Annotated in this window: 28 protein-coding genes; 10 read left to right on the top strand and 18 right to left on the bottom strand. The window is 67.3% G+C overall.

What is annotated here, in order from left to right:
- Nucleotides 1-18 precede the first annotated feature (18 nt).
- The 4 genes from ectB to R2K23_RS05005 form a co-directional block, all read right to left on the bottom strand.
- Complete coding sequence (gene ectB / locus R2K23_RS05020) at nt 19-1308, bottom strand: diaminobutyrate--2-oxoglutarate transaminase (protein WP_316514789.1); 1290 nt, start codon at nt 1306-1308, stop codon at nt 19-21.
- A gap of 25 nt (nt 1309-1333) precedes the next feature.
- Nucleotides 1334-1834, bottom strand: coding sequence for a diaminobutyrate acetyltransferase (ectA, locus tag R2K23_RS05015; protein ID WP_396893063.1), 501 nt, complete (start codon nt 1832-1834; stop codon nt 1334-1336).
- A 327-nt stretch (nt 1835-2161) separates the two neighbouring features.
- Nucleotides 2162-2935: an amino acid ABC transporter ATP-binding protein gene (locus R2K23_RS05010; protein WP_316514787.1), complete on the bottom strand. Its 774-nt coding sequence runs from the start codon at nt 2933-2935 to the stop codon at nt 2162-2164.
- Nucleotides 2932-4398, bottom strand: coding sequence for an amino acid ABC transporter substrate-binding protein/permease (locus R2K23_RS05005; RefSeq protein ID WP_316514786.1), 1467 nt, complete (start codon nt 4396-4398; stop codon nt 2932-2934). Before R2K23_RS05005 ends, R2K23_RS05010 begins: the two co-directional genes overlap by 4 nt.
- A 153-nt stretch (nt 4399-4551) precedes the next feature.
- On the opposite strand from R2K23_RS05005, the gene R2K23_RS05000 reads away from it, so the two are divergent.
- Nucleotides 4552-5169 (top strand): DUF3060 domain-containing protein, encoded by a 618-nt coding sequence (locus R2K23_RS05000; RefSeq protein WP_316514785.1) that lies wholly within the window; start codon nt 4552-4554, stop codon nt 5167-5169.
- 32 nt (nt 5170-5201) lie between these two features.
- On the opposite strand, the gene R2K23_RS04995 is transcribed toward R2K23_RS05000, so the two are convergent.
- Genes R2K23_RS04995 through R2K23_RS04985 form a run of 3 tightly spaced genes read right to left on the bottom strand, consistent with a single transcriptional unit; the run spans nt 5202 to nt 7724 of the window.
- Complete coding sequence (locus R2K23_RS04995; RefSeq protein ID WP_316514782.1) at nt 5202-5747, bottom strand: hypothetical protein; 546 nt, start codon at nt 5745-5747, stop codon at nt 5202-5204.
- A gap of 45 nt (nt 5748-5792) precedes the next feature.
- A complete protein-coding gene (locus R2K23_RS04990; RefSeq protein ID WP_316514780.1) occupies nt 5793-7286 on the bottom strand; it encodes a catalase in 1494 nt (497 codons plus the stop codon).
- Nucleotides 7287-7298: 12 nt separating this feature from the next.
- Nucleotides 7299-7724 carry a Fur family transcriptional regulator gene (locus R2K23_RS04985; protein ID WP_316514776.1) on the bottom strand — a complete coding sequence of 142 codons (426 nt, stop codon included), beginning with the start codon at nt 7722-7724 and terminating at the stop codon, nt 7299-7301.
- Between the two features lie 90 nt (nt 7725-7814).
- Between R2K23_RS04985 and R2K23_RS04980 the strand changes: the two genes are divergently transcribed.
- From R2K23_RS04980 to R2K23_RS04945, 8 genes are all read left to right on the top strand, one after another.
- Nucleotides 7815-8228 (top strand): PAS domain-containing protein, encoded by a 414-nt coding sequence (locus R2K23_RS04980; protein ID WP_316514773.1) that lies wholly within the window; start codon nt 7815-7817, stop codon nt 8226-8228.
- A 19-nt stretch (nt 8229-8247) separates the two neighbouring features.
- Nucleotides 8248-8724, top strand: coding sequence for a MarR family winged helix-turn-helix transcriptional regulator (locus tag R2K23_RS04975; RefSeq protein WP_316514770.1), 477 nt, complete (start codon nt 8248-8250; stop codon nt 8722-8724).
- An 84-nt stretch (nt 8725-8808) separates the two neighbouring features.
- Nucleotides 8809-9246, top strand: coding sequence for an OsmC family peroxiredoxin (locus R2K23_RS04970; protein WP_316514767.1), 438 nt, complete (start codon nt 8809-8811; stop codon nt 9244-9246).
- The gene (locus R2K23_RS04965) at nt 9243-9716 is read left to right on the top strand and encodes a hemerythrin domain-containing protein (RefSeq protein WP_316514764.1); all 474 of its coding nucleotides are present in this window, start codon (nt 9243-9245) and stop codon (nt 9714-9716) included. The genes R2K23_RS04970 and R2K23_RS04965 overlap by 4 nt, the downstream gene beginning before the upstream one ends.
- Before the next feature lie 123 nt (nt 9717-9839).
- Complete coding sequence (locus tag R2K23_RS04960) at nt 9840-11636, top strand: molybdopterin-dependent oxidoreductase (protein ID WP_316514761.1); 1797 nt, start codon at nt 9840-9842, stop codon at nt 11634-11636.
- Between the two features lie 67 nt (nt 11637-11703).
- Nucleotides 11704-12354, top strand: coding sequence for a nitroreductase family protein (locus tag R2K23_RS04955; RefSeq protein WP_316517055.1), 651 nt, complete (start codon nt 11704-11706; stop codon nt 12352-12354).
- Nucleotides 12355-12378: 24 nt separating this feature from the next.
- On the top strand, nt 12379-12591 hold the full coding sequence (locus R2K23_RS04950; RefSeq protein WP_316514758.1) for a hypothetical protein: 213 nt from the start codon (nt 12379-12381) through the stop codon (nt 12589-12591).
- A gap of 105 nt (nt 12592-12696) precedes the next feature.
- A complete protein-coding gene (locus R2K23_RS04945; RefSeq protein WP_316514755.1) occupies nt 12697-13428 on the top strand; it encodes a hypothetical protein in 732 nt (243 codons plus the stop codon).
- Nucleotides 13429-13443: 15 nt separating this feature from the next.
- Here R2K23_RS04945 and sodC read toward each other — a convergent pair whose 3' ends face one another.
- From sodC to R2K23_RS04910, 7 genes are all read right to left on the bottom strand, one after another.
- The gene (gene sodC / locus R2K23_RS04940; RefSeq protein ID WP_316514752.1) at nt 13444-14328 is read right to left on the bottom strand and encodes a superoxide dismutase[Cu-Zn]; all 885 of its coding nucleotides are present in this window, start codon (nt 14326-14328) and stop codon (nt 13444-13446) included.
- A 164-nt stretch (nt 14329-14492) separates the two neighbouring features.
- Nucleotides 14493-16145, bottom strand: coding sequence for an acyl-CoA synthetase (locus R2K23_RS04935; RefSeq protein WP_316514749.1), 1653 nt, complete (start codon nt 16143-16145; stop codon nt 14493-14495).
- Nucleotides 16146-16273: 128 nt separating this feature from the next.
- Nucleotides 16274-16723 carry a cyanase gene (gene cynS / locus R2K23_RS04930; RefSeq protein ID WP_316514747.1) on the bottom strand — a complete coding sequence of 150 codons (450 nt, stop codon included), beginning with the start codon at nt 16721-16723 and terminating at the stop codon, nt 16274-16276.
- Nucleotides 16720-17580, bottom strand: a complete 861-nt coding sequence (locus R2K23_RS04925; RefSeq protein ID WP_316514745.1) for a formate/nitrite transporter family protein — start codon at nt 17578-17580, stop codon at nt 16720-16722. Before R2K23_RS04925 ends, cynS begins: the two co-directional genes overlap by 4 nt.
- 163 nt (nt 17581-17743) lie before the next feature.
- On the bottom strand, nt 17744-18157 hold the full coding sequence (locus tag R2K23_RS04920) for a DUF2628 domain-containing protein (protein ID WP_316514742.1): 414 nt from the start codon (nt 18155-18157) through the stop codon (nt 17744-17746).
- 69 nt (nt 18158-18226) lie between these two features.
- Entirely contained in the window at nt 18227-19597 is a 1371-nt protein-coding gene (locus R2K23_RS04915; RefSeq protein ID WP_316517053.1) for an acetamidase/formamidase family protein, read from the bottom strand.
- Between the two features lie 123 nt (nt 19598-19720).
- Nucleotides 19721-21184, bottom strand: a complete 1464-nt coding sequence (locus R2K23_RS04910; protein WP_316514740.1) for a carotenoid oxygenase family protein — start codon at nt 21182-21184, stop codon at nt 19721-19723.
- 75 nt (nt 21185-21259) lie between these two features.
- On the opposite strand from R2K23_RS04910, the gene R2K23_RS04905 reads away from it, so the two are divergent.
- Entirely contained in the window at nt 21260-21916 is a 657-nt protein-coding gene (locus R2K23_RS04905) for a TetR/AcrR family transcriptional regulator (protein ID WP_316514738.1), read from the top strand.
- Nucleotides 21917-21933: 17 nt separating this feature from the next.
- Here the strand turns inward: R2K23_RS04905 and R2K23_RS04900 are convergent, their stop codons facing one another.
- The 4 genes from R2K23_RS04900 to R2K23_RS04885 all read right to left on the bottom strand — a co-directional run bounded on the left by R2K23_RS04900 (nt 21934) and on the right by R2K23_RS04885 (nt 26833).
- Nucleotides 21934-22311: a nuclear transport factor 2 family protein gene (locus R2K23_RS04900; RefSeq protein WP_316514737.1), complete on the bottom strand. Its 378-nt coding sequence runs from the start codon at nt 22309-22311 to the stop codon at nt 21934-21936.
- A gap of 31 nt (nt 22312-22342) precedes the next feature.
- A complete protein-coding gene (locus R2K23_RS04895) occupies nt 22343-23968 on the bottom strand; it encodes a flavin-containing monooxygenase (protein ID WP_316514736.1) in 1626 nt (541 codons plus the stop codon).
- Nucleotides 23969-24113: 145 nt separating this feature from the next.
- A complete protein-coding gene (locus R2K23_RS04890) occupies nt 24114-24758 on the bottom strand; it encodes a TetR/AcrR family transcriptional regulator (RefSeq protein WP_316514735.1) in 645 nt (214 codons plus the stop codon).
- Between the two features lie 89 nt (nt 24759-24847).
- On the bottom strand, nt 24848-26833 hold the full coding sequence (locus tag R2K23_RS04885; protein ID WP_316514734.1) for a hypothetical protein: 1986 nt from the start codon (nt 26831-26833) through the stop codon (nt 24848-24850).
- Between the last annotated feature and the right edge of the window lie 38 nt (nt 26834-26871).

The following is a 26871-nucleotide window of genomic DNA, read 5'->3' as shown; positions in this document are numbered from 1 at the left end:
CTTCTACTGTCGTTCGAGTCAGGCGAGCGTAGCGGCCACGGACTCGGCGAGGATGTCCAATCCGGCGTCCAGATCGGCCTCGGACGTGGTCAGTGGCGGCAGCAGCTTGACCACCTCGTCGGACGGGCCACTGGTCTCGGCGAGCAGTCCGCGCTCGAACGCCGCGCCGCACACCGCGTTGGCCGCCGGCGCGTCCTCGAACTTCAACCCCTGGACCATGCCGCGGCCGCGGGTGCTGACTCCCTCGTACCGGTCGGCGATGCTGTCCAGCCGGGACCGCACGAATTCACCCTTCTTCAGAGTCTCCTTGGTGAATTTGTCGGAGCCCCAGTAGGTTTCCAGCGACTTGGTCGCGGTGACGAACGCCGGGTTGTGGCCGCGGAACGTCCCGTTGTGCTCACCCGGGCTCCAGACATCGAGCTCCGAGCGGAACAACGTGAGCGCCATCGGCAGACCGTAACCACTGATCGACTTCGATAACGTGACGATATCCGGCTTGATACCAGCGACCTCGAAGCTGAAGAAGGGTCCGGTACGGCCGCAGCCCATCTGGACGTCGTCGACGATCAGCAGGATGTCACGGGTGCGGCACAGCGCGGCCAGCGCCTGCAGCCACTCGACGCGGGCCACGTTGACCCCGCCCTCGCCCTGCACGGTCTCGACAATGACCGCGGCGGGACGGTTCAGACCGCCGCCCGAGTCGTCGAGGACGCGCTCGAACCAGTGGAAGTCCTCGGTGACGCCGTCGAAGTAGTTGTCGTACGGCATCGGGGTGGCGTGCACCAGCGGAATGCCCGCACCGGCGCGCTTCATCGAGTTGCCCGTGACGGACAGGGCACCCAGGGTCATCCCGTGAAATGCGTTGGTGAAGTTGATGACCGACTCACGACCGGTCACCTTGCGGGCGAGCTTCAGTGCCGCCTCGACCGCGTTGGCGCCGGTCGGGCCGGGGAACTGCACCTTGTAGTCCAGCTCGCGTGGCTTGAGGATCAACTCGTCGAAGGTGGTGAGGAAGTCGGTCTTGGCGGCGGTGGCGATGTCCAACGAGTGCACGATGCGGTCGTTGGTCAGGTAGTCGATCAGCGCCGACTTGAGCACCGGGTTGTTGTGGCCGTAGTTCAGCGCGCCGGCGCCGGCGAAGAAGTCCAGGTATTCCCGGCCGTCCACGTCGGTGACGTGCGATCCCTGCGCGTGATCCATCACGGTGGGCCAGCCGCGGCAGTAGCTGCGGACCTCGGACTCGACGGACTGGTATACCTCGGGCAAATCAGCTTCGGTGAGGCTGATCGTGGGTGCAACTGACGTCATGACGTCCTTCCGGGTTGTTTAACGATTAGCTGGTCAGATCGACGGCGATGGGACCGATGCGAAGTAGTGGTTCCTCCTCGTGCGCCAGTTCTGCGTCCAGGAGTTCGGCTCCGTACCAAGGCAATTCGATTACGGGCACGCCGTGCCGACGGGCAAACCCGCCGAACAATGCGCGGGACGCCGAATTACTGGGCGCCACAGTGGCTTCCAGGGTCAGCGGGTGTCCGTGACGGTCGCGGCGCACGCGCTCGACGAGGCTGTCGAGCATCGCGCCGCCCAGCCCGGAACCCCGGGCCGCGTGGGCGACAACCACCTGCCAGACGAACAACGCTTCCGGACGAGTCGGCGGGTGGTAGCCCATCACGAAACCGTGCAACTGCCCGTCGCGCTCAGCCACAATCGAGGTGTCGGCAAACTCGGTCGCCATCAACAGATACGCGTACGTCGAGTTCTCGTCGAGCACCTTGCTCTCGACCACAAGCCGATGCATGGCAAGCGCATCGGCACCTTCGGGCCGGCGCAGCACACCGTCCCAGGGTCGCGCCGCCAGTCGTTCGCCACGTCCGTCGGACGTGGCCGAAGGGGCTTGAGTTTCCCTCTCAGAAGCGAACATATCTAGTTAGCTGTCACCACCGAACAAGTCATCGATCAAGGTTCAAGTCGCAGTCATCGGTGTGTTCGAACGTATGCAACCCAGACCGACTTATCAAACCCCCCGCGCCGCGTTCGGACAGCAACGACGAGATTCCGGCCGCCGAAAGACGGGCAAAACGCCTGCTCTACGCGTTATCGCCGCCGTTACCAAATCGTTACCAAACTCACCGGCAATGCTCAGCCACTTCGGAGAGGCTTTTCAGAGCACCTTGGAGAGGAACTCCCGCAGACGTGGGTGTTTGGGATTGCCGAAAACCTCAGCGGGCGTGTCGTCTTCGACGATGTTGCCGTCGGCCATGAAAATCACCCGCGAGGCGACCTCGCGCGCGAACCCCATCTCGTGGGTGACCACCACCATCGTCATGCCCTCCCGGGCCAATCGGCGCAGCACCTCGAGCACGTCGCCGACCATCTCCGGGTCCAGAGCGCTGGTGGCCTCGTCGAACAGCATGATCGACGGATTCATCGCCAGGGCCCGCGCGATCGCGACGCGCTGCTTCTGCCCCCCGGACAACGTTGCCGGCTTGACGTGGGCTTTCTCCGCCAACCCGACCTGGCCGAGCAGGTCCAGCGCGCGCTCCTCGGCGGTCTCCTTGTCCATCTTCTTGGTCAGCAGGGGTGCGAGCGTGATGTTTTGAATCACCGTCATGTGGGGAAAGAGGTTGAAGTGCTGGAACACCATGCCGATGCGTTGGCGCACCTTGTCCAAATCGACCTTTTTGTCGGTGAGGTCGAACTCGTCGACGACTACCTTGCCGCCGGTGATGTCCTCGAGCTTGTTCAGGCAACGTAGGAACGTCGACTTGCCCGAGCCCGAAGGGCCGATGACGCAGACGACCTCCCCCTCCCGGATGGTGGTGTCGATGCCGTCGAGCACCACCAGGTCCCCGAACGACTTCCGCAGTCCCTCGATGCGGATCTTGACCGTGCCCTCGGGCGCGGTGGCGGCGGTTTCCGGTGCCAGCTGGTTCATTTCACGAGCCTCTTCTCGAGTCGGTCCGAGAGTTTGGTCAGCGTCATGATGACGATGAAGTAGATGATGCCGATGATCAGCCACATGGTGAACGACTGGAAGTTGCGGGCGATGATGATGCGCCCGGTCTGGGTCAGTTCGGCGATGCCGATCACCGACAGGATCGAGGTGTCCTTCAGGGTGATCACGAACTGATTGATGTACGACGGGATCATGGTCCGGACGGCCTGCGGCAGAACGACTTTCCGCATGGTGGGCAGGTATCCGACGCCGAGGCTGCGGGCCGCTTCCATCTGCCCCTTGTCCACCGACTGGATACCCCCGCGAACGATCTCGGTCATGTAGGCGCCGGCGTTGAGTGAGAGCGTGATGATGCCGGCGGTCATCGCGGTCATCTGGAAGCCCATGGCCGACGGGATGCCGAAGTAGATGAAGAAGGCCTGCACCAGAAGCGGTGTGCCGCGGAAGATGTCGACATAGGTGGTGCCGATGGCCCGCAACCACAGCGAGCGCGACACCCGCATCAGCCCGAAGATCACCCCCAACAGCAGCGCGATCGCGATCGACACCACGGTGAGGATGACCGTGATCTTCAGGCCCGCCATCAACAACGGGAAGGTGCTCTTCAGCAGGCCCAGGAACGAGTTGTCGGAGACCGCCGCGCCCGCCCCGAGATAGGTGTCGATGATCTCGTCGTAGCGGCCGGATTCGCGCAGGTTGTTCAGTCCGGCGTTGAACTTCGCCAGCAGTTCGGGGTTCTGCCCCTTGTTGACGGCGAACCCGTAGTTGGCGCCCTGTTCCTTGGGGGTCACCGTCTTGAACCCGTTGCCCTGCGCGATGCCGTAGTTCAGCACCGGGTAGTCGTCGAAGATCGCCTCGGAGTTGCCGGTGCGCACCTCGTCGTACATGGAGGCCGAATCGGCGAAATACACGGTGCTGAATCCATATTCGCCCTTGATGGATTCGGCGAACTCGGCGCCCTCGGTCCCGTTCTTGACCGCGACCCGCTTGCCGCGGAGGTCCTCATAGGACGTGATGGTCTCGTTGGTGTCCAAGACGGCCATCTGGACGCCGGATTCGAAGTAGGGATCGGAGAAGTCGAAGACGGCCTTGCGTTCGTCGGTGATCGACATTCCGGCGATCACCGCGTCGACCTGGTTGGCCTGCACCGCCTGCAACGCGGCGTCGAAGCCCAGCGGCTTGAAGGTGACGGAGAAGCCCTGGTCCTCGGCGATCGCGTTGAGCAGGTCGATGTCGATGCCGACGAAGTTGCCCTGCTCGTCCTGGAATTCGAACGGCGCGAACGTGATGTCGGTGGCAATCACGTAGTGCTCGCCCTGCGCCGCGGCGCCCGGCGCGAAGATTCCGGCGCCGAGCGCGCCGAACAACAACGCCAGCACCAGGTAGGCAAGCCGTGACCGTCTGTTCGCGGGCTCGACGCGCGGTGGTGATCCGGCTCGCATGGTGTGCCTCCTCTGCGGTGCTGCGGACGTCTCACGCTAGCGGTCCGGACCGCGTTGCGCGGGGATTCGACTCCCCCGTGCCCCGGCCCAGATTTCCCTCGCCGCGGGGCCGGTTGCACTGGCGGGCGACCGGATTTGTGCGAATATCTGCAAGTGAGTTCGCAGGATGACCCGGAAGCTCGAATCCAGGACTTGGAACGGTCGCTGGCCGATTCCGCCCATGCCTCCGAATCGGGCACGCTTCCCTACGGCGAGCAGTACCCGCCACCCACCGCCCCATGGCCGTATGACGCACCCGTCCCGCCGCGACCGCAGCGCCCAGGCTTGTTGGCCGCGTTCATCATCGCGGCGGTGGTGGGCCTGGGTGTGGCGATCTATCTGGCCATCGGGCAGACCTCGACCACCTCCGGGCGACCCACCTTCTCCGGCGGTGGCGGCGGATTCGCGACCACCACCACGGCACCCACCCCCGCCCAGCCGCCGTCGTCGCCGACCGTCGCACCCGGCGAAACGCTGACCGTGATGGGCATCGACGGAGACGAGACCCTGCACTGCGACAACAACGTGGTGAGCATCAGCGGCATCGACAACGCCGTCACCATCACCGGCCACTGTGCGGAGGTGAGCGTGTCCGGCGTCCGCAACGTGGTCCGCGTCGACTCGTCGGATCTGATCGGCGTCTCCGGGATCGAGAACCGGGTCACCTACCGATTCGGCGCGCCGGAACTGAACCGGTCCGGCATCGACAACACCCTTGAGCAGGGCGGTTAGACCCGAGCCGACCTATTTCGCCCTCGAAGCGGCTACGCAACGCGCTGGGCCGCCGCGACGGCACGCTCGGCGTTGTCCGACAACCGCGCCCGCCGCCCGGGCCACCAGAACACCTCGAGGACAACGAACACCAGGTAGACCACGGACACGATGAGGTTGCCCGTCGAACCATGGGTGGCGTCCCAGATCGCCGAGGCCAGCGCGACGAGCAGCAGGAGCGCCACCAGCGGCCGCCACACCCGGTACCGCTCGACGGCGCCGGCCAGGGCGCGCCCGTAGGCAAGCGCCGCCGGTGCCAGTCCGGGATCCTCGATCGCGGCGCCGCGCCATACCGTGTCCACGACGGTGCGGCGCTGTGCGACGGTCAGCGGGCGAAATTCGGTCCAGTAGCGCAAGATCCGGCGCGCCATCCACACCCCGGCTGCGACGCCGAGCACCGCGAAGACCGCCAGGCCGCCGGCGATCATTCCGGAATCCAGCCAGGCCAACGCGCCGAAGAAGAGGCCGACGCAACCGCCCACCATCACCCCTCGACTGGTGGGCCCGCCTGCCCACACGATGGCCGGCACGGTGACCACCCGGCCAGTATGCACCGGATGGTCACCGAGCGTCGCGGATCAGCCTCAGGCTTCGCTCATCCCGTCGACGGGTTCGGGGACGCCGCCGGCGCGGACGGCCTTCTCGATGCGGGCGCCGAGGTCGGCATCGACGTTGCGCCAGTATTGGAATGCCCGGTCGAGCACCTCACCGGAGACGCCTCCCAGCAGCGCCCCGGCGATGGTTTCAACCGCCTCGCTGCGCTGCGCGTCGTCCCAGACCTCGCGCACCATGGTGCCGGGCTGACCGAAGTCGTCGTCCTCGGAGTGCAGGCTGTAGGCCGCGCGGAGCAACTCGCCGTCGGTCTCCCAGCCGTCCTCGGCCGGCCCGGTCACATCGGCCCACGGCCGCCCGGTGCTGTTCGGCGCGTACACCGCCGCGTTGCCGGCGTGGTGGTAGGTCATGTGCCCGTCGAACATGTAGGAGTTCACCTCCACACCGTCGCGGGGCTGGTTGACCGGCAACTGATGGAAGTTGGTGCCGATCCGGTTGCGCTGCGCGTCGTTGTAGGCGAACGCGCGCCCCAGCAGCATCTTGTCCGGGGACAGCCCGATCCCGGGCACGGTGTTGCCCGGCGAGAACGCCGCTTGCTCGATCTCGGCGAAGAAGTTCTGCGGGTTGCGGTTCAGCGTGTAGGTGCCCACCGGGATCAACGGGTAGTCCGCGTGCGACCAGGTCTTGGTCAGGTCGAACGGGTTGAACCGGTAACCGGCCGCCTCGGCGTAGGGCATCACCTGCACCGACAGCCGCCAGCTGGGATGGTCCCCGCGCTCGATGGCGTCGAACAGGTCACGGCGGTGGAAGTCGGCGTCCTCACCGGCCATGGCCGCGGCCTCGGCGTTGCTGAAGAACTCCATGCCCTGCTCGGTGTGGAAGTGGTACTTGACCCAGAACTTCTCGCCACCGCCGTTGATCCACATGAAGGTGTGCGACCCGTAGCCGTTCATGTGGCGCCAGGTGCGCGGCAGGCCGCGCTGACCCATCAGATACGTAACCTGGTGTGCCGACTCGGGATTGAGCGTCCAGAAGTCCCACTGCATCTGCGCCGAACGCAACCCGGAGTCCGGCAGCCGCTTCTGGCTGCGGATGAAGTGCGGGAACTTCATCGGGTCCCGCACGAAGAAGATCGGGGTGTTGTTGCCCACCAGGTCGTAGTTGCCCTCGGAGGTGTAGAACTTCATCGAGTAGCCGCGCACGTCGCGCCACGTGTCGGGGCTGCCCTGCTCGCCGGCGACGGTCGAAAACCGGATCAGCAGGTCGGTTTCGGCACCCTTCTGGAACAGCGCGGCCTTGGTGAACTGCGAGACGTCCTCGGTGACCCGCAGTACGCCGTAGGCCCCCGACCCCTTGGCGTGCGGGCTGCGTTCCGGCACCCGCTCGCGGTTGAAGTGCGCCATCTGTTCCAGGAAATGCACATCGTGCAGAACGATCGGGCCGTTGCTGCCCACGGTCAGCGAGTTACGGTCGCTGGCGGCCGGGGCGCCCGTTCCCATCGTCGAACCGGTGTGAGGTGTCGTCATGTCAATCTCCAATCAATCGGGGCTGTTCACGGGCTGACAATTGGGGCATAGGCCCCAGAACGTGACTTCGGCCTCGTCGATCTGGAAGCCGGCGTCGTCGGGGGTGTGCAGGCACGGCGCCGTTCCGGTGGCGCAGTGCGCATCGACGATGGCGCCGCAGGACCGGCACACCAGATGGTGGTGGTTGTCGCCGGTTTCGAGTTCGAACCGGACCGGGGACCCCGCCGGTTCGATCCGGCGCAGCAGCCCGGCGTCGGTCAGCGCGTACAGCACGTCGTACACGGCTTGGGTCGACAGCGTTCCGAGCCGTCGACGGGCACCGGTGGCGATGGCATCGACGTCACCATGCGGGTGCGATTGCACCTCGGCCAGCACGGCGAGGCGGGGCTGGGTCACGCGCAGCCCCACCCGGCGCAATTCTTTGTGCCAGAGGGTCACAGCGGCCGCCTTCCGTTTGGAACGCTTCCAGACCACCATGCCCCCGAATCTTGCAGAAGGCAAGTGTTGCGTAGTGCAATAATCGAAGGCATGGACGAAACGATGATCGCCACTGCCCTGCTGTCCGGTCCGGACGCGATCATGGCCGCGGACCGAAATGGCTTGATCACCTTCTGGAATAGCGGCGCCGAGCGACTCTTCGGGTTCACCGCCGAGCAAGCCGTCGGCGAATCACTGGACCTGATCATCCCCAAACGGCTGCGCGCCCGGCACTGGGCCGGCTGGCACCGGGTCATGGAGACCGGCGAAAGCCGCTACGGCGATGGCGACCTGCTCGCCGTGCCGGCCGTACGCGCGGACGGCTCCACCGTCTCGGTGGAGTTCGTGATCCATCCGGTCAGCGACGCCCAGGGGCAGCTCCTCGGTGTCGCGGCGACGCTGCGCGACGTCACGGCGCGTTTCGAGGAGACCCGCGAGCTGCGGCGCCAACTTGCCGACCGTTGAGGCGTGGGAAACTGCCGCAGTGGCGACAGGAAACACGGTGACGAAGACCCCCGTCGACGAGCTGCGCGCATTCGAACTGGCGACCCGCGACCTGGTCGGCGTGGCGCTGCGCAGCCTGGACGATCTCGAGGTGACGCTGCCGCAGTTCCGGCTGCTCGCGCTGCTGCAGGAGCAGGGCCGGTGCACCTCGACGCACTGCGCGAAGGAGCTCGGCGTGGCCGGCTCGTCGGTGACCCGGTTGGCCGACCGACTGCACGCCTCGGGTCATCTGGTGCGGGTCGCCGACCCCTCGAACCGCCGCATCGTGGCCCTGGAGCTGACCCCGCAGGGCCGCAAGCTGGTGCAGCAGGCCACCGCCCGGCGCCGTCGGGAACTGAGCCGCGTCCTGGATCAGATCGATCCGGCGCAGCGGGCCGCGTGCGCGACGGTGCTCGCCACGCTGCACGAGCGGTTCCAGGACGGCTCCGGCGACCAGCCCCGGCGGGCGCCGCTGTAGGGCCGAACCCGCACCCCCTGGATAAGCCCGCCGGCAAGGTGTAGCTTTTTTACAAGTCATATTTGTAAAAACTAGGGAGGCGTAATGAGCATCGCGGAACGCAGTACCGGAACCGTGTGGGAAGGTCCGCTCGCGACGGGGACCGGACGGCTGAACTCCGGCAGCGGCGCATTGACCGGACTCGATGTCACCTGGGCGGCACGCACCGAGACGCCGGGCGGCAAGACCAGCCCCGAGGAGCTGGCCGCGGCCGCGCACTCCTCCTGTTTCTCGATGGCGCTGGCCCTGAAACTCGGTGAGCAGCAACTGACTCCGCAGCGGCTCGACGTGCAGGCCACCGTCACGCTCGACGAGGTCGACGGCCTGCCCACCATCGTCTCCTCCGCGCTGACCATCAAGGCCCAAGTCGACGGGGTGGATGCCGCGAAGTTCCAGCGCATCGTCGACGAGGCCGCCGCGTTGTGCCCCGTGTCGCGGCTGTTCGCCGGGGCGAAGATCAGCGTGAAAGCCGCACTCGAATGAGCACGGTGGGCGGCGTCCTGGAACGCGAACACCGGATCATCGACGTGGGGATCACCATTCTGGCCGGCGCGGATCCCACCGACGTGAGCGCCAATCAACGCATGGCCGCGCTCGATGCGATCGCGATGCTGCGTCGGCACATCTATCTGGAAGAGGAGTACCTGTTCCCGCCGCTGCGCGCGGCCGGCCTGCTAGGCCCCGTGATGGTGATGGTGCTCGAGCACGGGAAGATGTGGCCCGCCCTGGACGAGCTGGAGCGGCTGCTGGGTGACGACGCGTTCGCGGCGGCCGCCGCCTTGTGCCGAAACCTGTTGGAGCAGCTGGCCGCTCACAATCTCAAGGAGGAACGCATCCTCTACCCGCAGGCCGAGGAGATGCTCACCCCGGGCGATCTCGACGAGCTCGACCACCTGTTGGCCACCGCCGAGATCCCGGCAGGCTGGGTGTGCGGCGGGGTGGCGGTCGACTGAGGACCGCCATCGTCCACAACTCTCAGCGCACGCACAGCAGGTGCACATGTTGGAGCGCAATCATGAGGACAGCTGCACAACGAGGTGACTCAGCTGCCGTCCATTCCGGCGGGAGGTTGCGGCATGAGAACCGACAATGGGTCCACCGTCCATCGCACCGACCAGCTGGAAGCGCTGCTCAGTCCCCCTCGGACCGACCGAGTGCTCCAGCAACGAGTCGACGAACAACAGTTCGGGGGCGGGATGCCCCCGGTCACGGCGCGGGTTCCCGCGATCCGCCTGGGCCGCCGGTGGATCAATGTCCTGTGGTTCGTCGCGGTCGGCGTCGTCGCGCTCCTCGTGATCGTCGCGGTGGCACAACAACTGCGCCAGTACGACTGGATGCAGAGCTTCCTCAGCCGTTATCCGGGCACCTCGGAAAGCTTTGCGGCGCCGGTGACTTCCGGATTTCCGGCTTGGCTGCGCTGGCAGCACTTCTTCAACATCATCTTCATGATGTTCATCATCCGGGCGGGCCTGCAAATCCTGGCCGACCATCCGCGGCTGTACCTCAACTCGGGTAGCCGCCCTGGGACAGAGTGGTTTCGGATGCACGGCCCGGTGCCTGCCGACCGCATGGACAAGAGCGCCCCGGCACGGGTGTGGACGTCCAAGGACGATTCGGTGACGCTACCGAAGTGGTTGGGAATACCTGGGATTCGCCACTCGATCGGGTTGGCTCGGTGGTGGCATTTCAGTTTCGGCCTGTTGTGGCTGGTGAACGGTGCGGTCTTCTACGTACTGCTGTTCAGCACCGATCAGTGGCAACGGCTGGTGCCGCAGTCGTGGACCGTATTCCCCAATGCCCTGTCCGCGGCAGTCCAGTACGCTTCGCTGAACTTCCCGGTCAACGAGGGCTTCACCAACTACAACGGCCTGCAGATCCTGGCCTACTTCACCACCGTGTTCATCGCGGCGCCGCTGGCGTTCATCACCGGCCTGCTGCAGGCGCCGGCGGTCGCAGCGCGATTCGGCACGGGCCGCGGCCCGTTGAACCGGCAGGTGGCCCGGACCATCCATTTCGGCGTGTTGCTATGGATGGTGGGTTTCATCGCCAGCCACGTCACCATGGTGTTGACCACTGGGGCGGTGCGGAATCTGAACCACATGACCTTGGGCAGCGACGCCCAATCCTACTGGGCGCTGGCGATATTCGGGATCGCCATCAGTGTGATCCTGGTGTTGTGGTTGATCGCTTCCCCGCTGACGCTCCGGTACCCCCGGCTGGTCCAGAAGACGGGCCAGTTCATCGTGGGCTGGGCCAAGGACCTGATGGAGCGCACCCATCCCCGGGCGTTGTACGGCGAGAACGACATCTCGCCGTATCTGTGGGCGAACGGGACGTTGCCCGACTCCCCGAACTACCGTCGTCTGCAGCGATCCGGGTGGGCGGGGTACCGCCTGCGCATCGAGGGTCTGGTCCAGACGCCGGTGGCGCTGTCCTACCAGGAGCTGCTGGCGCTTCCCAAACACGAACAGATCACCCAGCACTACTGCATCCAGGGATGGTCGGGGGTGGCCAAGTGGGGCGGGGTTCGGATGAAGGACATTCTGGACATCGTGCATCCCCTACCGACGGCGCGATGGGTGGTGTTCTACTCGTTCGCCGACGGCGCCGAACGCGACGGCAGATACTACGACTGCCACCGGATCGAGCACATGCGCGAACCGATGGCGCTGTTGGCCTACGAGATGAACGGCGAACCCCTCACCGAGGCACACGGCGCCCCCCTGCGTCTGCGCAACGAGCTCGAACTGGGCTTCAAACAGGTCAAATGGATCGAGGCGATCGAGTTCGTGGCGGACTTCGCCGACATCGGTTGGGGGCAGGGCGGTTACAACGAGGACCACGAATTCTACGGGTACCGGATGCCGATCTGATTGCCCGTGGCAGCGGGGCCGTGTTCGAATTGACGCCATGACGCAGACGCAGCGCGAGCCCTTGACCATGCCGCTCGAAGAGGCGATGCGGACCCAACGCGTGATCCGGCGGGTCAAGAGCGATCCGGTCGACGACGCGCTGATCCTGCACCTGCTGGAGCTCGCGATGAAGGCGCCGACCGGCTCCAACGCGCAGAACTGGGAATTCATCGTCGTCAAGGACCGTGCCGTCGTCGCCAAGCTCGCGCGGCTGAACCGGCGTGCCCTGGCGGTCGGCGCCGGGATCTACAAGCGCATCGCGACCCGCCGCTCGGGCGGGCAGAACGAGCAGATGCTGCGGATCGAGAAGGCCGTGCGGTGGCAGGCCGAGCACTTCGAGGAAATCCCGGTGGTCGTGGTGGCCTGCCTCAAGGGGGTGGTGCCCGGGTGGCCGCCGATCGCCGCGAGCAGTTCCTACGGCTCCATCTATCCCGCGGTGCAGAACCTGCTGCTCGCGGCGCGGGCTGCCGGGCTGGGTGCGGCGCTGATCACGTTGCCGCTGTGGAGCACCATGCTGGCGCGCCGCGCGCTGGGTCTGCCGTGGAATGTGACGCCGTGCGCGGTGATCCCGATGGGCTGGCCGAAGGGAAAGTACGGCCCCACCACGCGTCGGCCCGTCGGCGAATTGGTGTCGCTGGACCGCTACGGCAACCGGGCCTTTCTGCAAGAACCCCGGTGACCGTTGCCCGCCTAGGCTCGAGGCATGACGAGCAGGCGGCTTGCGCTGGCGGCGATGGCCTTCGGAGTGCTGGCGCTGGGCGCCGGCGCGTTGCAGGCGTGGGCCTTCGCCAGCTCGCAGTACCCACGACACGCGGTGCTCGCGGTGTTCGCCCTCAGCGTCGGGGTCTGCGTGCTGGTCGCCGCGGTCCGGGCTTTCCGGCGCGCGTCGCGAGACCGGCCCGCGCGCCGGCTGTGACGGGGCGAGGGAACACGCCGCGAGCGGGCGAGGTTTGCCCAGCCGGTGCGGCCGCGCCCGCGTGACGTCCCAAAGATCATTGGCCACTCGGGTCACAATGGCAACATGACTGCGCCCGCCGATGCACCGCAACCCCCCGACCAGCCCGGCCCCGTTCCGTCCCCGGCGGCGGCACCCGTATCCGGGCCGCTGCCCGGTGCCGGACCACTGCCGGGAGCCGCGCCGCTGCCCGGCGCCGGACCGTTGCCAGGCCCGCGGCGGAGCACGCCGCCATGGAACCAGACCGTGGCGCGGCAGGCCGCGAGTGTGTCGTCGAAACTGACCCCGCTGGTCCGGCAGGCCGGGGACCGGGTGGCCGCCGCGTCCGCCATGACTCTGTTGGTCGCGCTGCTCGCGGCGCTGACGACGCTGAGCATCGTCGTCGCATTGTCCTCCGACGCCTCGCTGGGAGTGGCCAGCACGGTGCTGTTCGTGCCCGCGCTGTCAGCGGCGCTGGGGGCGTTGGGCATGCGCCGGATGATCGCCAACCGCGCCGAGCAGGCCGCGCGCGAGGACGCCCGACAGGAAGCCACCGAGGTGCGTCAACTCGAGCACACCCTGAGCTACGTCGACGCCAAGCTCACCGCCGCGCTCACCCAGTTCGGCACCGAGCAGCACAACGACGCCGTGGTCGCGATTTTCCAGGCCAAGGCCGCCACCGAACTCGTCCTGGACTCCGACGCTGCGCCGCAACAGGATTCATCGCAGCCGCGCTACCCGCTGGCCGACTTCCTGGCGCCGGCCGAGTTGCGGGCCGGCACCTCAGCCGAACGACCGTCCGGGCTTTCGCTCATCTGAGGCCGGCCACGGCCCTCAGTTGCCCGGGGCCGGCCCCGGCAGCGGCCCCTCGGGCGCCGTCGTGGTGGTCGTCTCCGTCGGCGTCGTCGTCTCCGGAGTGGTGGTTTCCGGGGTGGTGGTCTCCGGCACTGTGGTCTCCGGAGTGGTGGTCTCCGCCGGGGGCGTCGTCTCCTCGGCGGGTGCCGGCGCCGGGGCGGGCGCCCCTGGAGCCGGCGGCGGCACCGTGGTCTCGGTGACCGTCTCGGTGGCGGTGGCTCCGGCGTTGCCCTCGATGACGCCGCAGGCGAAGCGGGCGCCGGCGTCCCCGGTGTCGAGCGTTTCCTGATCCGGTCCGGGGGTGCCGTCGATGGTGTAGCGCGGCGGGATGTGGGCGAAGTTGTCGGGACCCTCGTGGATGATCAGCGCGGTCCCGTCGGCGTCCAGCAGGTCCTGGGCGGTGAACGCGTCGGTGGTGGTCTGGACTCGGGCGGAGCCGTCGGCGCGGACCTGCAGCGGGACCAGGTCGCCGCTGGCCGGGTGGCCGCTGTCGGGCAGGTGGAAGTGTCCGCCCGCCGAGTTGAAGTTGCCGGGCGGGCCCCCGGTCGGGGACACGGAGTCGGGTTCGCACTGGCCGACGGCGTGGAGGTGCATGCCGTGGAAGCCCGGGGTCAGGATGCCGGCGGTGACCGTCTCGACCGTGACGGTCGCAAAGCCGTCGGCGAAGTCGAAGGTGGCCTCGGCGACCGGCGTCCCGTCCGCGGTGCGGAGTTGGGCGGTCAGTTGGTCCCCCTGCGGGGCGGTTTCGGTGGTGGTGGTCGGTGACGTGGTCTGCTGGTCGTCGGCTTGCTCGTCGGTGGCGCAGGCGCTCAGCAGCACCACGGGCCCGACGAACGCCAACGCGGCGGCGGCTCGCTTGATCATGAAGCTTCGCGTACCCGGAAAACTCGTATTTACACATCGAGTTTGTTCGGAGCGCCCCAGAACGCACCCGCGCGGTTGCTCTTCAGACGTCGTTGCCCCGGGTCCGGCGCAGCCGCTTACCCATCTTGAGGTGCTTCCCGCCGACTCGCGTCGGCGGGAAGGACTCAGCCGTCGACGTCCATCTCGACGAGCACCCGGCGCAGCAGCTTGCCGGTGGTGTTACGGGGCAGCTCGTCGATGAACACCACGTCGCGCGGAACCTTGTGCCGGGCGAGGTTCTCCTTCACGTACTTCTTGATCTCCTCGGCGTCCTGGGTGGCGCCCGGCTCGGGAACGACGAAGGCCCGCAACCGCTTTCCGAATTCGACGTCGTCGACGCCCACCACGGCCACCTCCGAGACGTCCGCGCGTTGCTCGAGCAGCTGCTCGACTTCCTGCGGGAACACGTTCTCGCCGCCGGAGACAATCATGTCGTCGTCGCGGCCGTCGACGAACAGCAGGCCGTTCTCGTCGAAGTGGCCCATGTCGCCGCTGGACATGAAGCCGTCGATGATCTGCTTGGTGCGGCCGTCGGTGTACCCCTGGAACGGCGCGCCGTTGCGGATGAAGATCCGGCCGCGCCGGTTAGCGCCCTTGACGCGCTGGTCGTTCTCGTCGTAGAGCACCACCTCGCAGGTGACCGGCGCGCGGCCGGCCGTGCCGGGCGCGGCCCGCAACTCGTGCGGCTGGGCCACCGTGGCGATCGCGCATTCGGTGGAGCCGTACATGTTGTAGAGGACATCGCCGAAGGCGTCCTGCACGCGGGCGCACAGTTCCGGACTCAGCGCCGAGCCGGCCACCAGGAGCACCCGCAACGACGAGGTGTCGTACTTGGCGAGGACCTCGGGGCCCAGTTCGACCATCCGGTGCAGCATGGTCGGGACCGCCACCAGCATCTCGGCGCGGTGCTCGGCGACCAGCTTGAGGGTGCCCTCGGCGTTGAACCGCCGGGCGGTCACGATCTTGTTGCCGAACGCCGCACCCGTCGTGTAAGTGGCCCAGCCGGTGCTGTGGAAGATCGGCGAGACGATGACCATGGTGCCCTTGCGCGGGAACGGAATTCGGTCGACGATCTGCGCGGTCGCCAGCGGCGACACGGTCTCGCGCGGTGCGCCCTTGGGCATCCCGGTGGTGCCGCTGGTCAGGATGACCGAGCCGCCGGCCTTGCTCGGCGGGGGCAGGGGCCCGCTGGAGTGCGAGGCGACGATCTCGTCGAGGGTGTGCGCACCCTCGGGCAGCTCGGCACCCTCGTCCACCCAGGTCAGGACGCGCGGCAGCTCCGGGGGCAACGCGTCGAGCAGGCCGACGAACTCGCTGTCGTGCAGCACCACCGTCACCTTCTCGCGCTCGCAGACCTCCGCGAACTGCGGTTTGGCGAATCCGGTGTTCATCAGCACCATCCGGGCGCCCACCTTGCCGCACGCGGCCATCGTGATGGCCAGGCCCCGGTGGTCGCGGCACAACACCCCGACAACCGAGCCCTCCGCCACACCGAGGGATTGCAGGCCCCGCGCCAACGCCCAGGACTGGTCGTTCACCTCGCCGTAGGTCAGGGTGCCGCGCTCGTCGACGATGGCCGGGAGCGTGGCATACCGGCGGGCACCCTGGATGGCCATCGTCGCCTGCGGGCCGTAGACCGGCACCAGCTTGGCGGTGCTCAGGGTGCCGGGCAGGTCCTTGAGGTCGAGGATCCCGGTGTCCACGAGTCGTTTCGCCGCACGTCCCGCCTCCCCCACCTGCTGGAGCTTCTGTTGAATTGCGGTCAGTGCATTGGCCATTGGCCCCCCTGGGCGCGCCGCTCGCGGGCGGCTCGGCGAACGGTTTCGCCGATACTCTCATATCGGCGAAACCGCCAGGGCGGGTTGCCTCGGAGTTGGGACTGCTCAGGACGACCAGCGGCCGGCCGTCACCAGCGGTAGTCGAGGAACTTCCCGTCGAAGGTGACCACCACGCGGTCGCCGTCGGGATCCGGCCGGCGACGCACGTCGATGTTGAAGTTGATCGCGCTCATGATGCCGTCGCCGAACTCTTCGTGGATGAGTTCTTTGAGCGCGGGCCCGTAGACGGCGAGCGCCTCCTGGAACCGGTAGATGGTGGGGTCGGACTGCAGCGCCGGGTCGATCCCGCGCGCCGGCTGCAGCTGCAGGCTCTCGCGCACGGCGTCGTCGAGGTCGAGGAATGTGCAGACCTTCTGGGCCTGCTCGGCGGTGAGCGGATGCTGGCCCAGCAGCGCCGCGACGCACCACACCTTTGGCGCGTCGAGTTCGGCGGCGATGTCGGCCCAGCTGAGTTGTTTGCGGATCCTGGCGGCGACGATCAGGGCGGCGGCGTCGGCTTTGTCCATGATGGGTGTCATGCGCTGACCTTCTTCTGCTCGACGGGGTCGGACGGCGCCACGGCCGGCAGCCCGAACCTGGGCGCCGCCGTGCGCGCATGGGTCATGAACAGTGTAAGCCCCACGAAGGCCAGGCCGCCGACGAGATTTCCTACCACCGTGGGGATTTCGTTCCAGATCAGGTAGTCGGCAATGGAGAAGTCGCCGCCGAGCATCAGGCCGGAGGGGAACAGGAACATGTTGACCACCGAGTGTTCGAAGCCCATGTAGAAGAACAGCATGACCGGCATCCACATCCCGATGACCTTGCCCGACACGCTGGTGGACATCATGGCCGCGACCACGCCGGTGGAGACCATCCAGTTGCACAGCACCCCGCGGATGAACAGGGTGAGCATGCCGGCCGCGCCGTGCTCGGCGTAGCCGACGGTGCGGCTGTGGCCGATCTCGCCGAGACGCTGCCCCACCTCGTTGGGGTCGATGGCGAATCCGTAGGTGAAGACGATGGCCATCATCAGTGCGACGGTGAGCGCACCGGCAAGGTTGCCCAGGAACACCCAGCCCCAGTTGCGCAGCACCGTGCGCACCGTCACGCCGCGGCGCTTGTCCAGCAGGGCCAGCGGCACCAGCGTGAACACCCCGGTGAGCAGGTCGAAGCCCAGCAGGTAGAGCAGGCAGAAGCCGACCGGGAACAGCAGCGCGCCGAGCAGTGGGCTGCCGGTCTGCACGGTGACGGTGACCGCGAACGCCGCGGCGATGGCCAGGATGGCGCCCGCCATGTAGGCGCGGATCAGGGTGTCCCGGGTGGACATGTGGGCCTTGGACTCGCCGGAGTCGATCATCTTGCCGACGAATTCGACGGGGCTGACATAGGACATGGGTGCAACCTCTTCTGGTGGACGATTCGCGGTCCACCGTGTCGCACCGGGATTTCCTACCGGCGACCTCGGTTATGCGGCTGCGTTGCAGACTCTGCACAGCGGCGAGGTGAGCGCTGTGAGACTTCGCGTGCGGCGATGCCCTCGGCGTCGGGTACAGCGATCAGGCCGGGCCCTTGCGCCGAAGTCCTTCCAGCGGATTCCAGGACTGGCTGCCCTCGGCCACGTGCAGGTAATAGGCCCAGTTCGTCACCGTTGCGATGGCGGCGGTGTAGCCGGCGGCAAGAGCCCGGTCCCAGCTGTCCGGCACGCCCAGCAGCACTGAGGCCACTCCCAGCGCCACCGAGACCCCCAGCAGGGTCAATGCCTTGCGCCACATGCCTTTCACCAGGAAGTAGAACGGGCCGAACAGGAAGGCCCAGATGTTGAAGCCCAGCGTCATCCGCTGCCCCAGCGGCAGCGCGCGGTAGGCCGCCTTGGCCTCCGGGGTGGAGCCCACCGGGCCGTACTGGCGGAAGAAGGCGAACCGCCGCTGCCAGACGGCCGGTAACTCGGTGAACTCCGGGGCATTTGACATGGTCTGACAGTACTGGCTTCCAGTTGGCCACGCGGACACCAATTCCGCGGGCTGTGGACGGTGGGTGCGTCACCCCTGGAAATGGGACTTGTAGATCTGGCCGTGCACGCCGACCGTGCGGTCGACCACCTGGGAGATCACGAAGTCCGAGGCGGCGGACAGATAGGCGTAGGCGGTGGCGCGGTCCATCCCCTGGTCGTTCTGCAGGAAGTCCAGGGCGTTGACCACGGCGCGGCGCATCGCGATGTTGAGGTCCGAGCCGTTGCCGTCGATGGCGCCGTCGGGGTCGGACAGCCCGATGGGCACCCAGGCGTCGCTCGTTTCGGCGAACGGATAGTGGTAGGCCACCGACGGTGCGTCCCCGGATCCCGGCTTGCACACCGTGAGCCGGTAGGTGCCGCGCAGCGAGCCCTCCATCGCCGTCAGCGCCACCTCGCCGTCGCCCATCGCCATGTGTGGATCGCCGACGTAGAACAACGCCCCCTCGGCGAACACCGGCAGATACAGGGTGGAGCCCGCGCCCAGCAGCCGGATGTCGATGTTGCCGCCGGCGATGGTGGGTGGGACCGAGTTCGCGGTGGCCGCGGTGGGGTCGCGGTCCTGGGAGAAGGCCACCCCCATGATTCCCATGAACGGCGCGAGCGGGAACCGCACCCGCGCGTCGCCGTAGGCCATGACGCCGTGGCCGTCCTCGACGGCGGTGAACGTCGAGACGTTGCCGTAGTCGGCCGGGTTGGCGCCGGGGCGGCGGTCGGTGGCCACCGGCGGCATCACCTCGTCGAGGCTGATGCCGTCCGGGGCGCCGCCGTCGGCTGTGCGGGCCAGCGAGCCTTTGCCGTGGCGGCTGGACACCACGCCGTAGGGCACGCGCGGAATGGCTTCCAGCGTCTCGATTTTCAGCACGTCGCCGGGCTGGGCGCCCTCGACGAACACCGGCCCGGTCACCACGTGCGGGCCGTCCTTGTCGAAGTTGCGCGGGGTGCGGTTGTAGTCGGCGGCGACGGCGATCGCGTCCTGCAGCACCTCGGATTGATCGACTCCCCTGCCGCCGAAGTATTCGACGGGGTTGCGGCCCTGGTCCTCGAGGACGCCCTCGTGCGAGACGGTGTCGACGGTGATCGTCTGCCCCGAGCGCATCCGCATGCTCGCTGCGGCGTGCACGGTCGGCACGTACCCCCAGAGCACCTCGTCGGGGTTCGATTGCAGGTAATGGTCGCCGGCGATGCTGCCGTGGCCGGGTTGCAGGACCTCGAAGCCTTTGGGGGTGCCGCCGGCGGCACCGACGGTCTCCGCCTGGACGGACTCGTGGTTCGCGCAGCCGGCGCCGGCGGCGGTCAGACCCGCGCCGGCGCTCACCGCCGCGACGACGCGAACGAAATCGCGGCGCCCGATTCCTTTCGCGAGGGTTTCGGCGGCGGCTTGCGCGAACGGGGATTTCATCCAGGTGACCTCCGGGTTGTCGGTGGCCAGGAAGTTACGCAGGGGTTGTTGCAGCGATGTTGCCGTGGTGTTGAAAGGCGTTGACATCGGCCGCCGTTCGCGCCCGTCACGCGACGGACAACCTCAGACCGGCGCGGGTTGTGCGATCTGTCGACGGAAGGTGCCGTGAAACCCGATGGGGAGGTGATGCTTCAAATGTGCGGTGCACAGCGGTCCGTCGGCGAGTCGGCGCGCATCGAAGATGACCAATGCCGAGCGATGGGTCACCAGGTCGTGATTGACCACCAACAGCCACCCGTCGTCCTCGGCGGCGTCGGCCGAGCGCGGCACGAACAGCGGTTCGCCGGTCTGGGCCAACCCGAAATCGAACTCGCTGCGGGTGCCGGTGCGGTGATCGATCCTGACGACGGAGTTGTAGTGCCCCAGATCGGAACTGGCCGCGGCCGCGTAGGTGATCGAGTGCTCGCTGGTGGAACGTCGCCAGTCGTACTGCGGGAACTCCATCGGTGCACCGTCGGAGAGCACGGTCTCGGTAATCCGGCCGGACTTGGTGATTCGGTACCGGACCAGATGACCGCGGGGCCACTCATCGATGGTCAGGTGTGCCCGCGGATCGGCGCTGTCGCCGGGCGCTTCGATGCGTTCCCCGAGTTGGATGAAGACCTGCGGATCCTCGAACCGGATGAACTCGACCACCGTGTCGGTGCCGTCCTCGTAGGCGTTGGTGACGTGGATGTGAAAGATCGGGTCGTGTTCGATGACCCGGGGCGCCGACCCGTCGCGAGGAACCAGGGCGAACCGCGTCGACCCGTTGCGGACCTGATACTCCAGCGCCCGCTCGAGGGAACGGGTGCGCAACAGCGTGCGGATGTTGGGCCGCAGCGGGTCCAGGACGAACACCATGTGACGTTCGGTCAGCGCGAAGTCGTGGTTCCACACCATGTCCCAGAGACCCAGGCTGTTGATCTGCGTGCAGCGGCCGCTGGGGTCGATGCGGTAGCAACGCAGTCGGGGCGTCGGGAACAGGTCGAGCCCGAAGTTGTACACCTCACCGGTGCGGGGGTCCCACTTCGGATGCGCCGAGAACGCGCCCAGGTATCCCAGCCGGTCGCCGTCGAAGTGCTTGGTACCCAACGTGTCCAGGGATTCGGGGTCGATCCGGTGCGGGCGGCCCCCTTCCCACAGCGCCAGCAGCTCACCACACATCGAGACGATGTTGGTGTTGGCCGTGTTGGCCGGCCAGCGCAGGTTCCCGCGCAGCGACGGCGCGTTGGTGGTGATTCCGCGCCGACTCATGGTGTCTCCGCCAAGGTACTGCTCGGTGCGCACATAACGGTTGGTGAAGTGCACCGACTTCCCGTCGAGGATGAAACGCGACACCATCCCGTCGGCGTCGAACATGGTCTTGAGCACGGTGTCGCCGACCTCGAACTTGCCCGGGCCGATCCGGAACAGCGTTCCGGTGAGGGCGGCGGGCAGCGCGCCTTCGATGTCCTCGACCCGGTAGTCGTATTCCTCGCGCAGGGAAGCGAACGGACGGCTGTGCAGTTCATGCAGCGACGGCTGGTCGGGCACAATGGCAGTCATAATTCTTCAGTCTGAGGACAGCCGTCGTCAGTTTTCGGCACGACAACCTCAGTTGTCAAGAGCGGAGCGCATGACATGACAGACGCCCCACCAGCCGGCACGGGCGCCAGGGACCGTCGATACGCCGGGGTTCCGGCCGAGCAACGCCGGCAGCTGAGGCGCAAGGCGCTGCTGGAAGCCGCCAAGGACTTGTGGCGCGACGGCGGAGTGTCGGCGATCAGTGTCCGCGCCGTCTCGGCCCGGGCGAAGCTGACCGACCGCTACTTCTACGAGCAGTTCGCCAGCGTCGGGGCGCTGGTCGAGGCGGTGATCGAGGACGTCCTCGAGGAGCCCTTCGCCGCCATGATGCAAGCCAGCAGCGCGCCCGAGGAGGCCACCGTGGAGACCCGCCTGACCCTGGGGCTGGCCGCATTCGTCGCGCACGCTGAATCCGATCCGCTGGCGGTCCGCATCTACCTCACCGACGCCCGGCACATCGCGGCGGCAGCCGAGCACATTCGGGTCGCCCAGCATCGCGTGGCCGCGGCGATACTGTCCGTGCTACACCCCGACCGCGACGCCGGCCCGGAGGACTTCGACGCGGCCTTGTTCTGCGTCGGCGGCGTGACGACCCTGCTCAACGAACGGTTGATGGACACCTCGGAAGCCGTCTCCGCGCACGACTTTGCCGCTCAGGCCGTCACCTGGTGCAGTCAGATTCTGCGACCCGGGGCGGGCATGGTCGCCCCTTAGAGTGCACGGGCTCGGGATCAGCCGTAGTCTTTCCACTCCACGATGATCCCGTCGTCGTCGAACCGCAGGACGCTGCACAGCTGGAGATCGAGGAGTTCGCCGGCGGGGCCGAAGCCCGGAATGTCCTGTGTGGGGGTACCGGTCCATCGGGCTTCCCTGATCACGACGTTGCCGTGGGCGGTCACGCGCGACGGAGTGCCGAACTTGCGGTCCGGCATGATCGATTCGACGAATTGACTTAGCACGGCGATCAATTCGGCGCGGTTCTGCGTCGCGAATCCCCGGTTGTTGTGGGCGAAGTCCAGCGTGGGCGACAGGGCGCGCTCCACCGCGTCGATGTCGCCGCTGTTGTAGGCGGCGAAGAACTCGTCCGCGATCTTCACGAAGTCGGTCATGGCGTGCTCCCTTGTCGAAAGTCGTTGGGTTCTATTGGAATTTGAAGCCGGGATAGCCGGTCTTGGCGGACTGCTCGAGTTCGCCGAAGTAGCCCGGCACGCCGGCGGCGTACAGGACGATGCGGTTGGGCCCGCCGGGGGTGTTGGCGCCGAAGAACCACGACCCGGCGGCCTTGCCCTTCTCCAGCAGCGTGGTGTCGACGATGGCTTGCAGCAGGTGTCCCCACTGGTCCATGGCCTCCTGGGTCGGTTCGATGGTGTCGGCGCCGGTCTGGGCCATGTGGTCGATGACCTCCCCCACCCAGGTGGTGACACGCTCGGCGACCGGCGGCGCGTTGCCGATCGTCGAATGCGGGCCGCCCACCAGGAAAAAGTTCGGGAACCCGGTGACGCCGACGCCCATGAGGGTTTGCGGACCGTCCGCCCACACCTCGCTGAGGGGCAGGCCGCCTTCGCCGCGGACGTCGATGCGCTCCAGCGAGCCGGTTCCGACCTTGAAGCCGGTGGCGAAGACCAGGATGTCGAGGTCGAAGACGCCGTTGGTGGTGGCGACGCCGGACTCGGTGATGCGGTCGACGGGGTCGGCACTGATGTCCACGAGCGTGACGTTGTCGCGGTTGTAGGTTTCGTAGTACTGGGTGCCGATCGGCGGGCGTTTGGTGCCGATGGGATGGTTGGTCGGACAGAGCATTTCAGCGACGTCAGGGTCGCAGACGATTGCCCGGATCTTGTTCCGGACGAACTCCGCGGCGTACTCGTTGGCCTGCTCGTCGACGAAGAGGTCGTCGAAGGTCTCGAAGATGAATCTGAATCCGCCCTTTTCCCAGCCCTGTTCGAAGATGCGCTCGCGTTCCTCGGCCGTGACGTCGTTGGCGTTGCGCCCGGCCTGGCGCATCGGGAACCCGAACACCTGGTTGTGGGCGAGCTCCCACACGCTGTCGTAGTTGCGCTTGATGGCCTTCTGCTGCTCGGCTTCGAGGGGCAGGTTCCGTCCCGGGATCACGAAGTTCGGCGTGCGCTGGAACACGGTGAGGTGCTCGGCGGTCTGCGCGATCTGCGGGATCAGTTGCACGCCGGTGGATCCGGTGCCGAAGATGCCCACCCGCTTGCCGGTGAAGTCGACCGGCTCCTTGGGCCAGGCCGACGACATGAACCACTGGCCCTGGAAGTCCTCGAACCCCGGGAAGTCCGGCCGGTAGCCGGCGGCGATACCACCGGTGGCGGCGATGACGAATTTGGCGCGGTAAGCGCGGCCGTCGTCGGTGGTGACGTCCCACCGGTTCGCGGTCGAATCACGCACGATGGCCGCGACTTTGGAGTTGAGTTCGATGCTTCCGCGCAGGTCGTACCGGTCGGCCACGTGGGAGAGGTACGCGTGAACGTCCCGTTGCGAGGGATAGCGGTCGCGCCAGTCCCACTCTTGGAGGAGCTGCGGATCGAAGCTGTAGCAGTACGCCCAGCTCTCGGTGTCGGTGCGGGCCCCCGGGTAGCGGTTCCAGTACCACGTCCCGCCGACGTCGGAGCCCGCCTCGAGCAGATGAGCGCTCAGCCCCCTGCCGCGCATCTCGATGAGCATCCGCAACCCGGCGAAGCCGGCCCCGATGACAAGGACGTCGAAGTGGCGTTGTTCAGCCGGTGCGGGTTCGGTCCGGGTCATGGCGTTCCTATCTCGGGTGCGATGGGTCACACCGTAGGCCGCTTATCGACGCGCGTCAATCGTATTCGACGCACGTTGGCTCTACTTGACGCGCGTTGATTCCAGCCGTCGGGCGCCGGCGTCCGGCGGCAAGAGGGTTGGGCAATCAGTTGGTGCCGAAGAGGATTTGATCCCAGACATAGGCGAGAACGTGGGCCAGGCCGTCGTCGCCGGCGGACTCCCCGCTCGCGATTGAGCGCATATCCCGCTCGAGTGCCCTGACGTTCATTCCGACCAGCACCCGGGCCAGCGCTTCGGGGTCGGGTCCCGACGCGACTTCGCGCGCCTCCCATTCCTGCTGGATCCGGACGGCGGAGTCAGTGGCGAAACGTTCCATGTGGTCGTCGAACATGCCGCGGACCTCGTCGTCGGTGGAGGCCGCGTCGAACATGGCCGCCATCAGGTGGGCGTGCTCCCGCCAGATCGACACGATCTGCTCGAAGCTTTCGAACAGCTGGTCTCGGCGCTCGGCGAGGGTTTCGCCCAGCCCGGTCCAGGTGTCGATGACGGCGCTGACTTCGCTGAAAACGTCGCCCAGCATGGCGCCGACCGCCGCGGCTTTCGACGGGAAGTAGAAGTAGAAGGTCGAGCGCGAGACGCCGGCAGTGCGGGTGATGTCGGCGATCTCGATGGTCGCGAACGCTTGCGTGCGGAGGAGATCCTCCAGCGTCTGCAGGAGAAGTTCGCGTCGAACCTCACCCCGCGATGGCCCACCGGTATATCGCGAACGCGTCGGAAGCGGCTTCGGCATGGTGGGGCCACGGTATCGCACGGTGGCGGTCGAGGTGTCTGACCAGGGCGGTGGTGGTTACCGCCGGAGGCCGCGCGGCCACCACGGGCTCACAGCGGACACTGGCCCCCGGCGAACAGGTCGCAGGTGGTTTCGAGACCGTTGAGGACACCGGCCGGGATGGCGGAGATGAAGTCGGTGACGCTGATGGCCCGCAGCGAGGTGAGGTCGGCGGCTCGTCGCGTACCGATCAGCACCGCGACGGCGTCTCCTTCCTCGGTACTGACCAGGAACGACGTTCCGCCGTCGCCGTACTGGCCGGAGCAGACGACGCCCTGCAGGCACGCCCCGGTGGTGGGGTCGATGTTCTCGTCGAACATGTCGTTGATCCATCCCGCCGACAGCGCGCGTACGGCCAGGGGGTTCTGCGGCTGGGGGAATCCGGCGATCAGGTAGGCGGCCGCCTGGATGAACGGGTTGCCGCCCTGCATCGGGTCCATGTGGACGCCGTCCTCGAGCACGACGCCGGTGAACTGGCCGGGCCGGGCCTGGGTCAGCTGGTCGTTGACGTCGGAGAACACGTTCAGGTAGTTCAGCGGGGCGCCGATCTCGTAGATCGGGATGTAGTCGTTGGGGTCGTCGTCGTCCGGGTCGGCGGTTCCGTTGGCCTCCAACGCATCCAGGCGTTCCATGGCGTCGGGGATGATCGACCCCATGGGCACCGCGTCGTAGATGACGACGCCGGCCAGGTGGTTGGGTGCGTCCGGATCGTCGTCGCGGCGGCGCAGCAGACCCTCCGCGTAATAGCCGGCGACACCGGGACCGAACCCGCCGCCGAGTGAGTGCCCAACCAGGACGAACTGCAACGGCACGTCGATGTCGCCGGGGCGGCCGGCTTGCAGTTCAGCGTTGTCCAGGCTGGCGTTCAACGCGGTGCGCTCCGGATCGAGGAACAGCTGCGCGACAGCCTCGTGCAGGTTGTCGCCGCCGAGCCACATCCCGTCGGCCTCGAACGGGTTGGAGGTGTAGGTGGTGGTGACGACGATGCTGTTGGTCTGGGTCGCCAGATAGGAGGCGGTGTAACTGTAGAGCGGCCCGTTGGCCAGGAACCCATGCTGCAGATAGATCAGCCTGCTCGGCGCGGGCTCCCCCGCAGCGGTTTTGGGCAGATACCAGTTGGATTCGACTTCATGGCCGGGCGAGACCACCAGGGTGGAGGTGCTGACCTCGACGGAGTCGCGAAGTTGCGGTGGCACCACCGGGTCCCCACCCACCAGGCGTTCGAGCGCGGCGACGGTGTCGAAGACGACGTCACCGAGCACCGACAGCGGTTTGGGGTAGTTCTGCGGCTCGGGGTTGAGCGCGAGTGCCCCCAGACCCCGCAGCAGGTCGTGGACGGCCTCGACCGGGTCCTGGCGGGCCGGAGTTACCGCGGCGAGCTTTTCGACGGTGGTGGTCGAGTCCGCCTGCGGGCGTGCCGATTCCAGGGCTTGGGATTTTGCGGCCGCGTCCTCGGCGCCCTGCGGCGCGGCGATCTGTTCCGACTGGTCTCCCGGCGATTCCAGCCGGGAGTGGCGCTCCGCCAGGGCCGACCGGATGCTGCTGGGCGGCCGGACCCGCACCTGGGCAGCGTCGGCGTCCTCGGTCGCCGGGCCCGACGAGGATTCGGCCGCGACCGATTCTGTGAGCTCGGGTTCTTCTTCGCGCAGCTCGCGCGCTTCGTCGCGCAGCTCACGTGCGCTCTCCCGGATCTCGCGCGTTGAGTCCTTCAGCGCACCGCGCACCCGGGACCGCACCGAGTCTGCGAGCTCGCGCAGCGGCTTGTCGGTGCGCTTGACGCGCACCTCTCGGGATTCGGATTGGCTTTCGGCGTCGGCGGACCGCGTGGCGGTGTCCGAATCCTTGGACTTCGCAGCCCGTTTCAGTGAATTGCGCTCCGCCTTGGCGTCCGACCGATCCTGCGTCGCCGCCGGCTTGGTGTCCCGTTTGGTGGCGCCGTCGTCATCGGCGTGTGCGGCCCCCGCCCCGGCAAGTACTGCCGCTGACACCCCCGCGCTGAAAACTCCGGCCCCGACCCACGCTGCTATCCGCGTCATACCCCGCCCTCTGATACGTCGCCTTCGACCGTTGAGAA

The organism is Mycolicibacterium sp. MU0050, from assembly GCF_963378085.1.
In the GTDB taxonomy this organism is placed as follows: Bacteria; Actinomycetota; Actinomycetes; order Mycobacteriales; family Mycobacteriaceae; genus Mycobacterium; species Mycobacterium wendilense.
This window is presented reverse-complemented; position numbering and strand designations above follow the sequence as displayed.

Coding starts and splice junctions, on each gene's coding strand:
- R2K23_RS04920 (WP_316514742.1), bottom strand. CDS start 18,157: ATGTCAAATGCCCCGGAGTTCACCGAGTTACCGGCCGTCTGGCAGCGG.
- R2K23_RS04895 (WP_316514736.1), bottom strand. CDS start 23,968: ATGACCCGGACCGAACCCGCACCGGCTGAACAACGCCACTTCGACGTC.
- R2K23_RS04935 (WP_316514749.1), bottom strand. CDS start 16,145: ATGGCCAATGCACTGACCGCAATTCAACAGAAGCTCCAGCAGGTGGGG.
- R2K23_RS04950 (WP_316514758.1), top strand. CDS start 12,379: ATGACGAGCAGGCGGCTTGCGCTGGCGGCGATGGCCTTCGGAGTGCTG.
- R2K23_RS04980 (WP_316514773.1), top strand. CDS start 7,815: ATGGACGAAACGATGATCGCCACTGCCCTGCTGTCCGGTCCGGACGCG.
- R2K23_RS04945 (WP_316514755.1), top strand. CDS start 12,697: ATGACTGCGCCCGCCGATGCACCGCAACCCCCCGACCAGCCCGGCCCC.
- R2K23_RS04885 (WP_316514734.1), bottom strand. CDS start 26,833: ATGACGCGGATAGCAGCGTGGGTCGGGGCCGGAGTTTTCAGCGCGGGG.
- ectB (WP_316514789.1), bottom strand. CDS start 1,308: ATGACGTCAGTTGCACCCACGATCAGCCTCACCGAAGCTGATTTGCCC.
- R2K23_RS04990 (WP_316514780.1), bottom strand. CDS start 7,286: ATGACGACACCTCACACCGGTTCGACGATGGGAACGGGCGCCCCGGCC.
- sodC (WP_316514752.1), bottom strand. CDS start 14,328: ATGATCAAGCGAGCCGCCGCCGCGTTGGCGTTCGTCGGGCCCGTGGTG.
- cynS (WP_316514747.1), bottom strand. CDS start 16,723: ATGACACCCATCATGGACAAAGCCGACGCCGCCGCCCTGATCGTCGCC.
- R2K23_RS04965 (WP_316514764.1), top strand. CDS start 9,243: ATGAGCACGGTGGGCGGCGTCCTGGAACGCGAACACCGGATCATCGAC.
- R2K23_RS04960 (WP_316514761.1), top strand. CDS start 9,840: ATGAGAACCGACAATGGGTCCACCGTCCATCGCACCGACCAGCTGGAA.
- R2K23_RS04955 (WP_316517055.1), top strand. CDS start 11,704: ATGCCGCTCGAAGAGGCGATGCGGACCCAACGCGTGATCCGGCGGGTC.
- R2K23_RS04900 (WP_316514737.1), bottom strand. CDS start 22,311: ATGACCGACTTCGTGAAGATCGCGGACGAGTTCTTCGCCGCCTACAAC.
- R2K23_RS04925 (WP_316514745.1), bottom strand. CDS start 17,580: ATGTCCTATGTCAGCCCCGTCGAATTCGTCGGCAAGATGATCGACTCC.
- R2K23_RS05010 (WP_316514787.1), bottom strand. CDS start 2,935: ATGAACCAGCTGGCACCGGAAACCGCCGCCACCGCGCCCGAGGGCACG.
- R2K23_RS04890 (WP_316514735.1), bottom strand. CDS start 24,758: ATGCCGAAGCCGCTTCCGACGCGTTCGCGATATACCGGTGGGCCATCG.
- R2K23_RS04915 (WP_316517053.1), bottom strand. CDS start 19,597: ATGAAATCCCCGTTCGCGCAAGCCGCCGCCGAAACCCTCGCGAAAGGA.
- R2K23_RS04905 (WP_316514738.1), top strand. CDS start 21,260: ATGACAGACGCCCCACCAGCCGGCACGGGCGCCAGGGACCGTCGATAC.
- R2K23_RS05005 (WP_316514786.1), bottom strand. CDS start 4,398: ATGCGAGCCGGATCACCACCGCGCGTCGAGCCCGCGAACAGACGGTCA.
- R2K23_RS04970 (WP_316514767.1), top strand. CDS start 8,809: ATGAGCATCGCGGAACGCAGTACCGGAACCGTGTGGGAAGGTCCGCTC.
- R2K23_RS04910 (WP_316514740.1), bottom strand. CDS start 21,184: ATGACTGCCATTGTGCCCGACCAGCCGTCGCTGCATGAACTGCACAGC.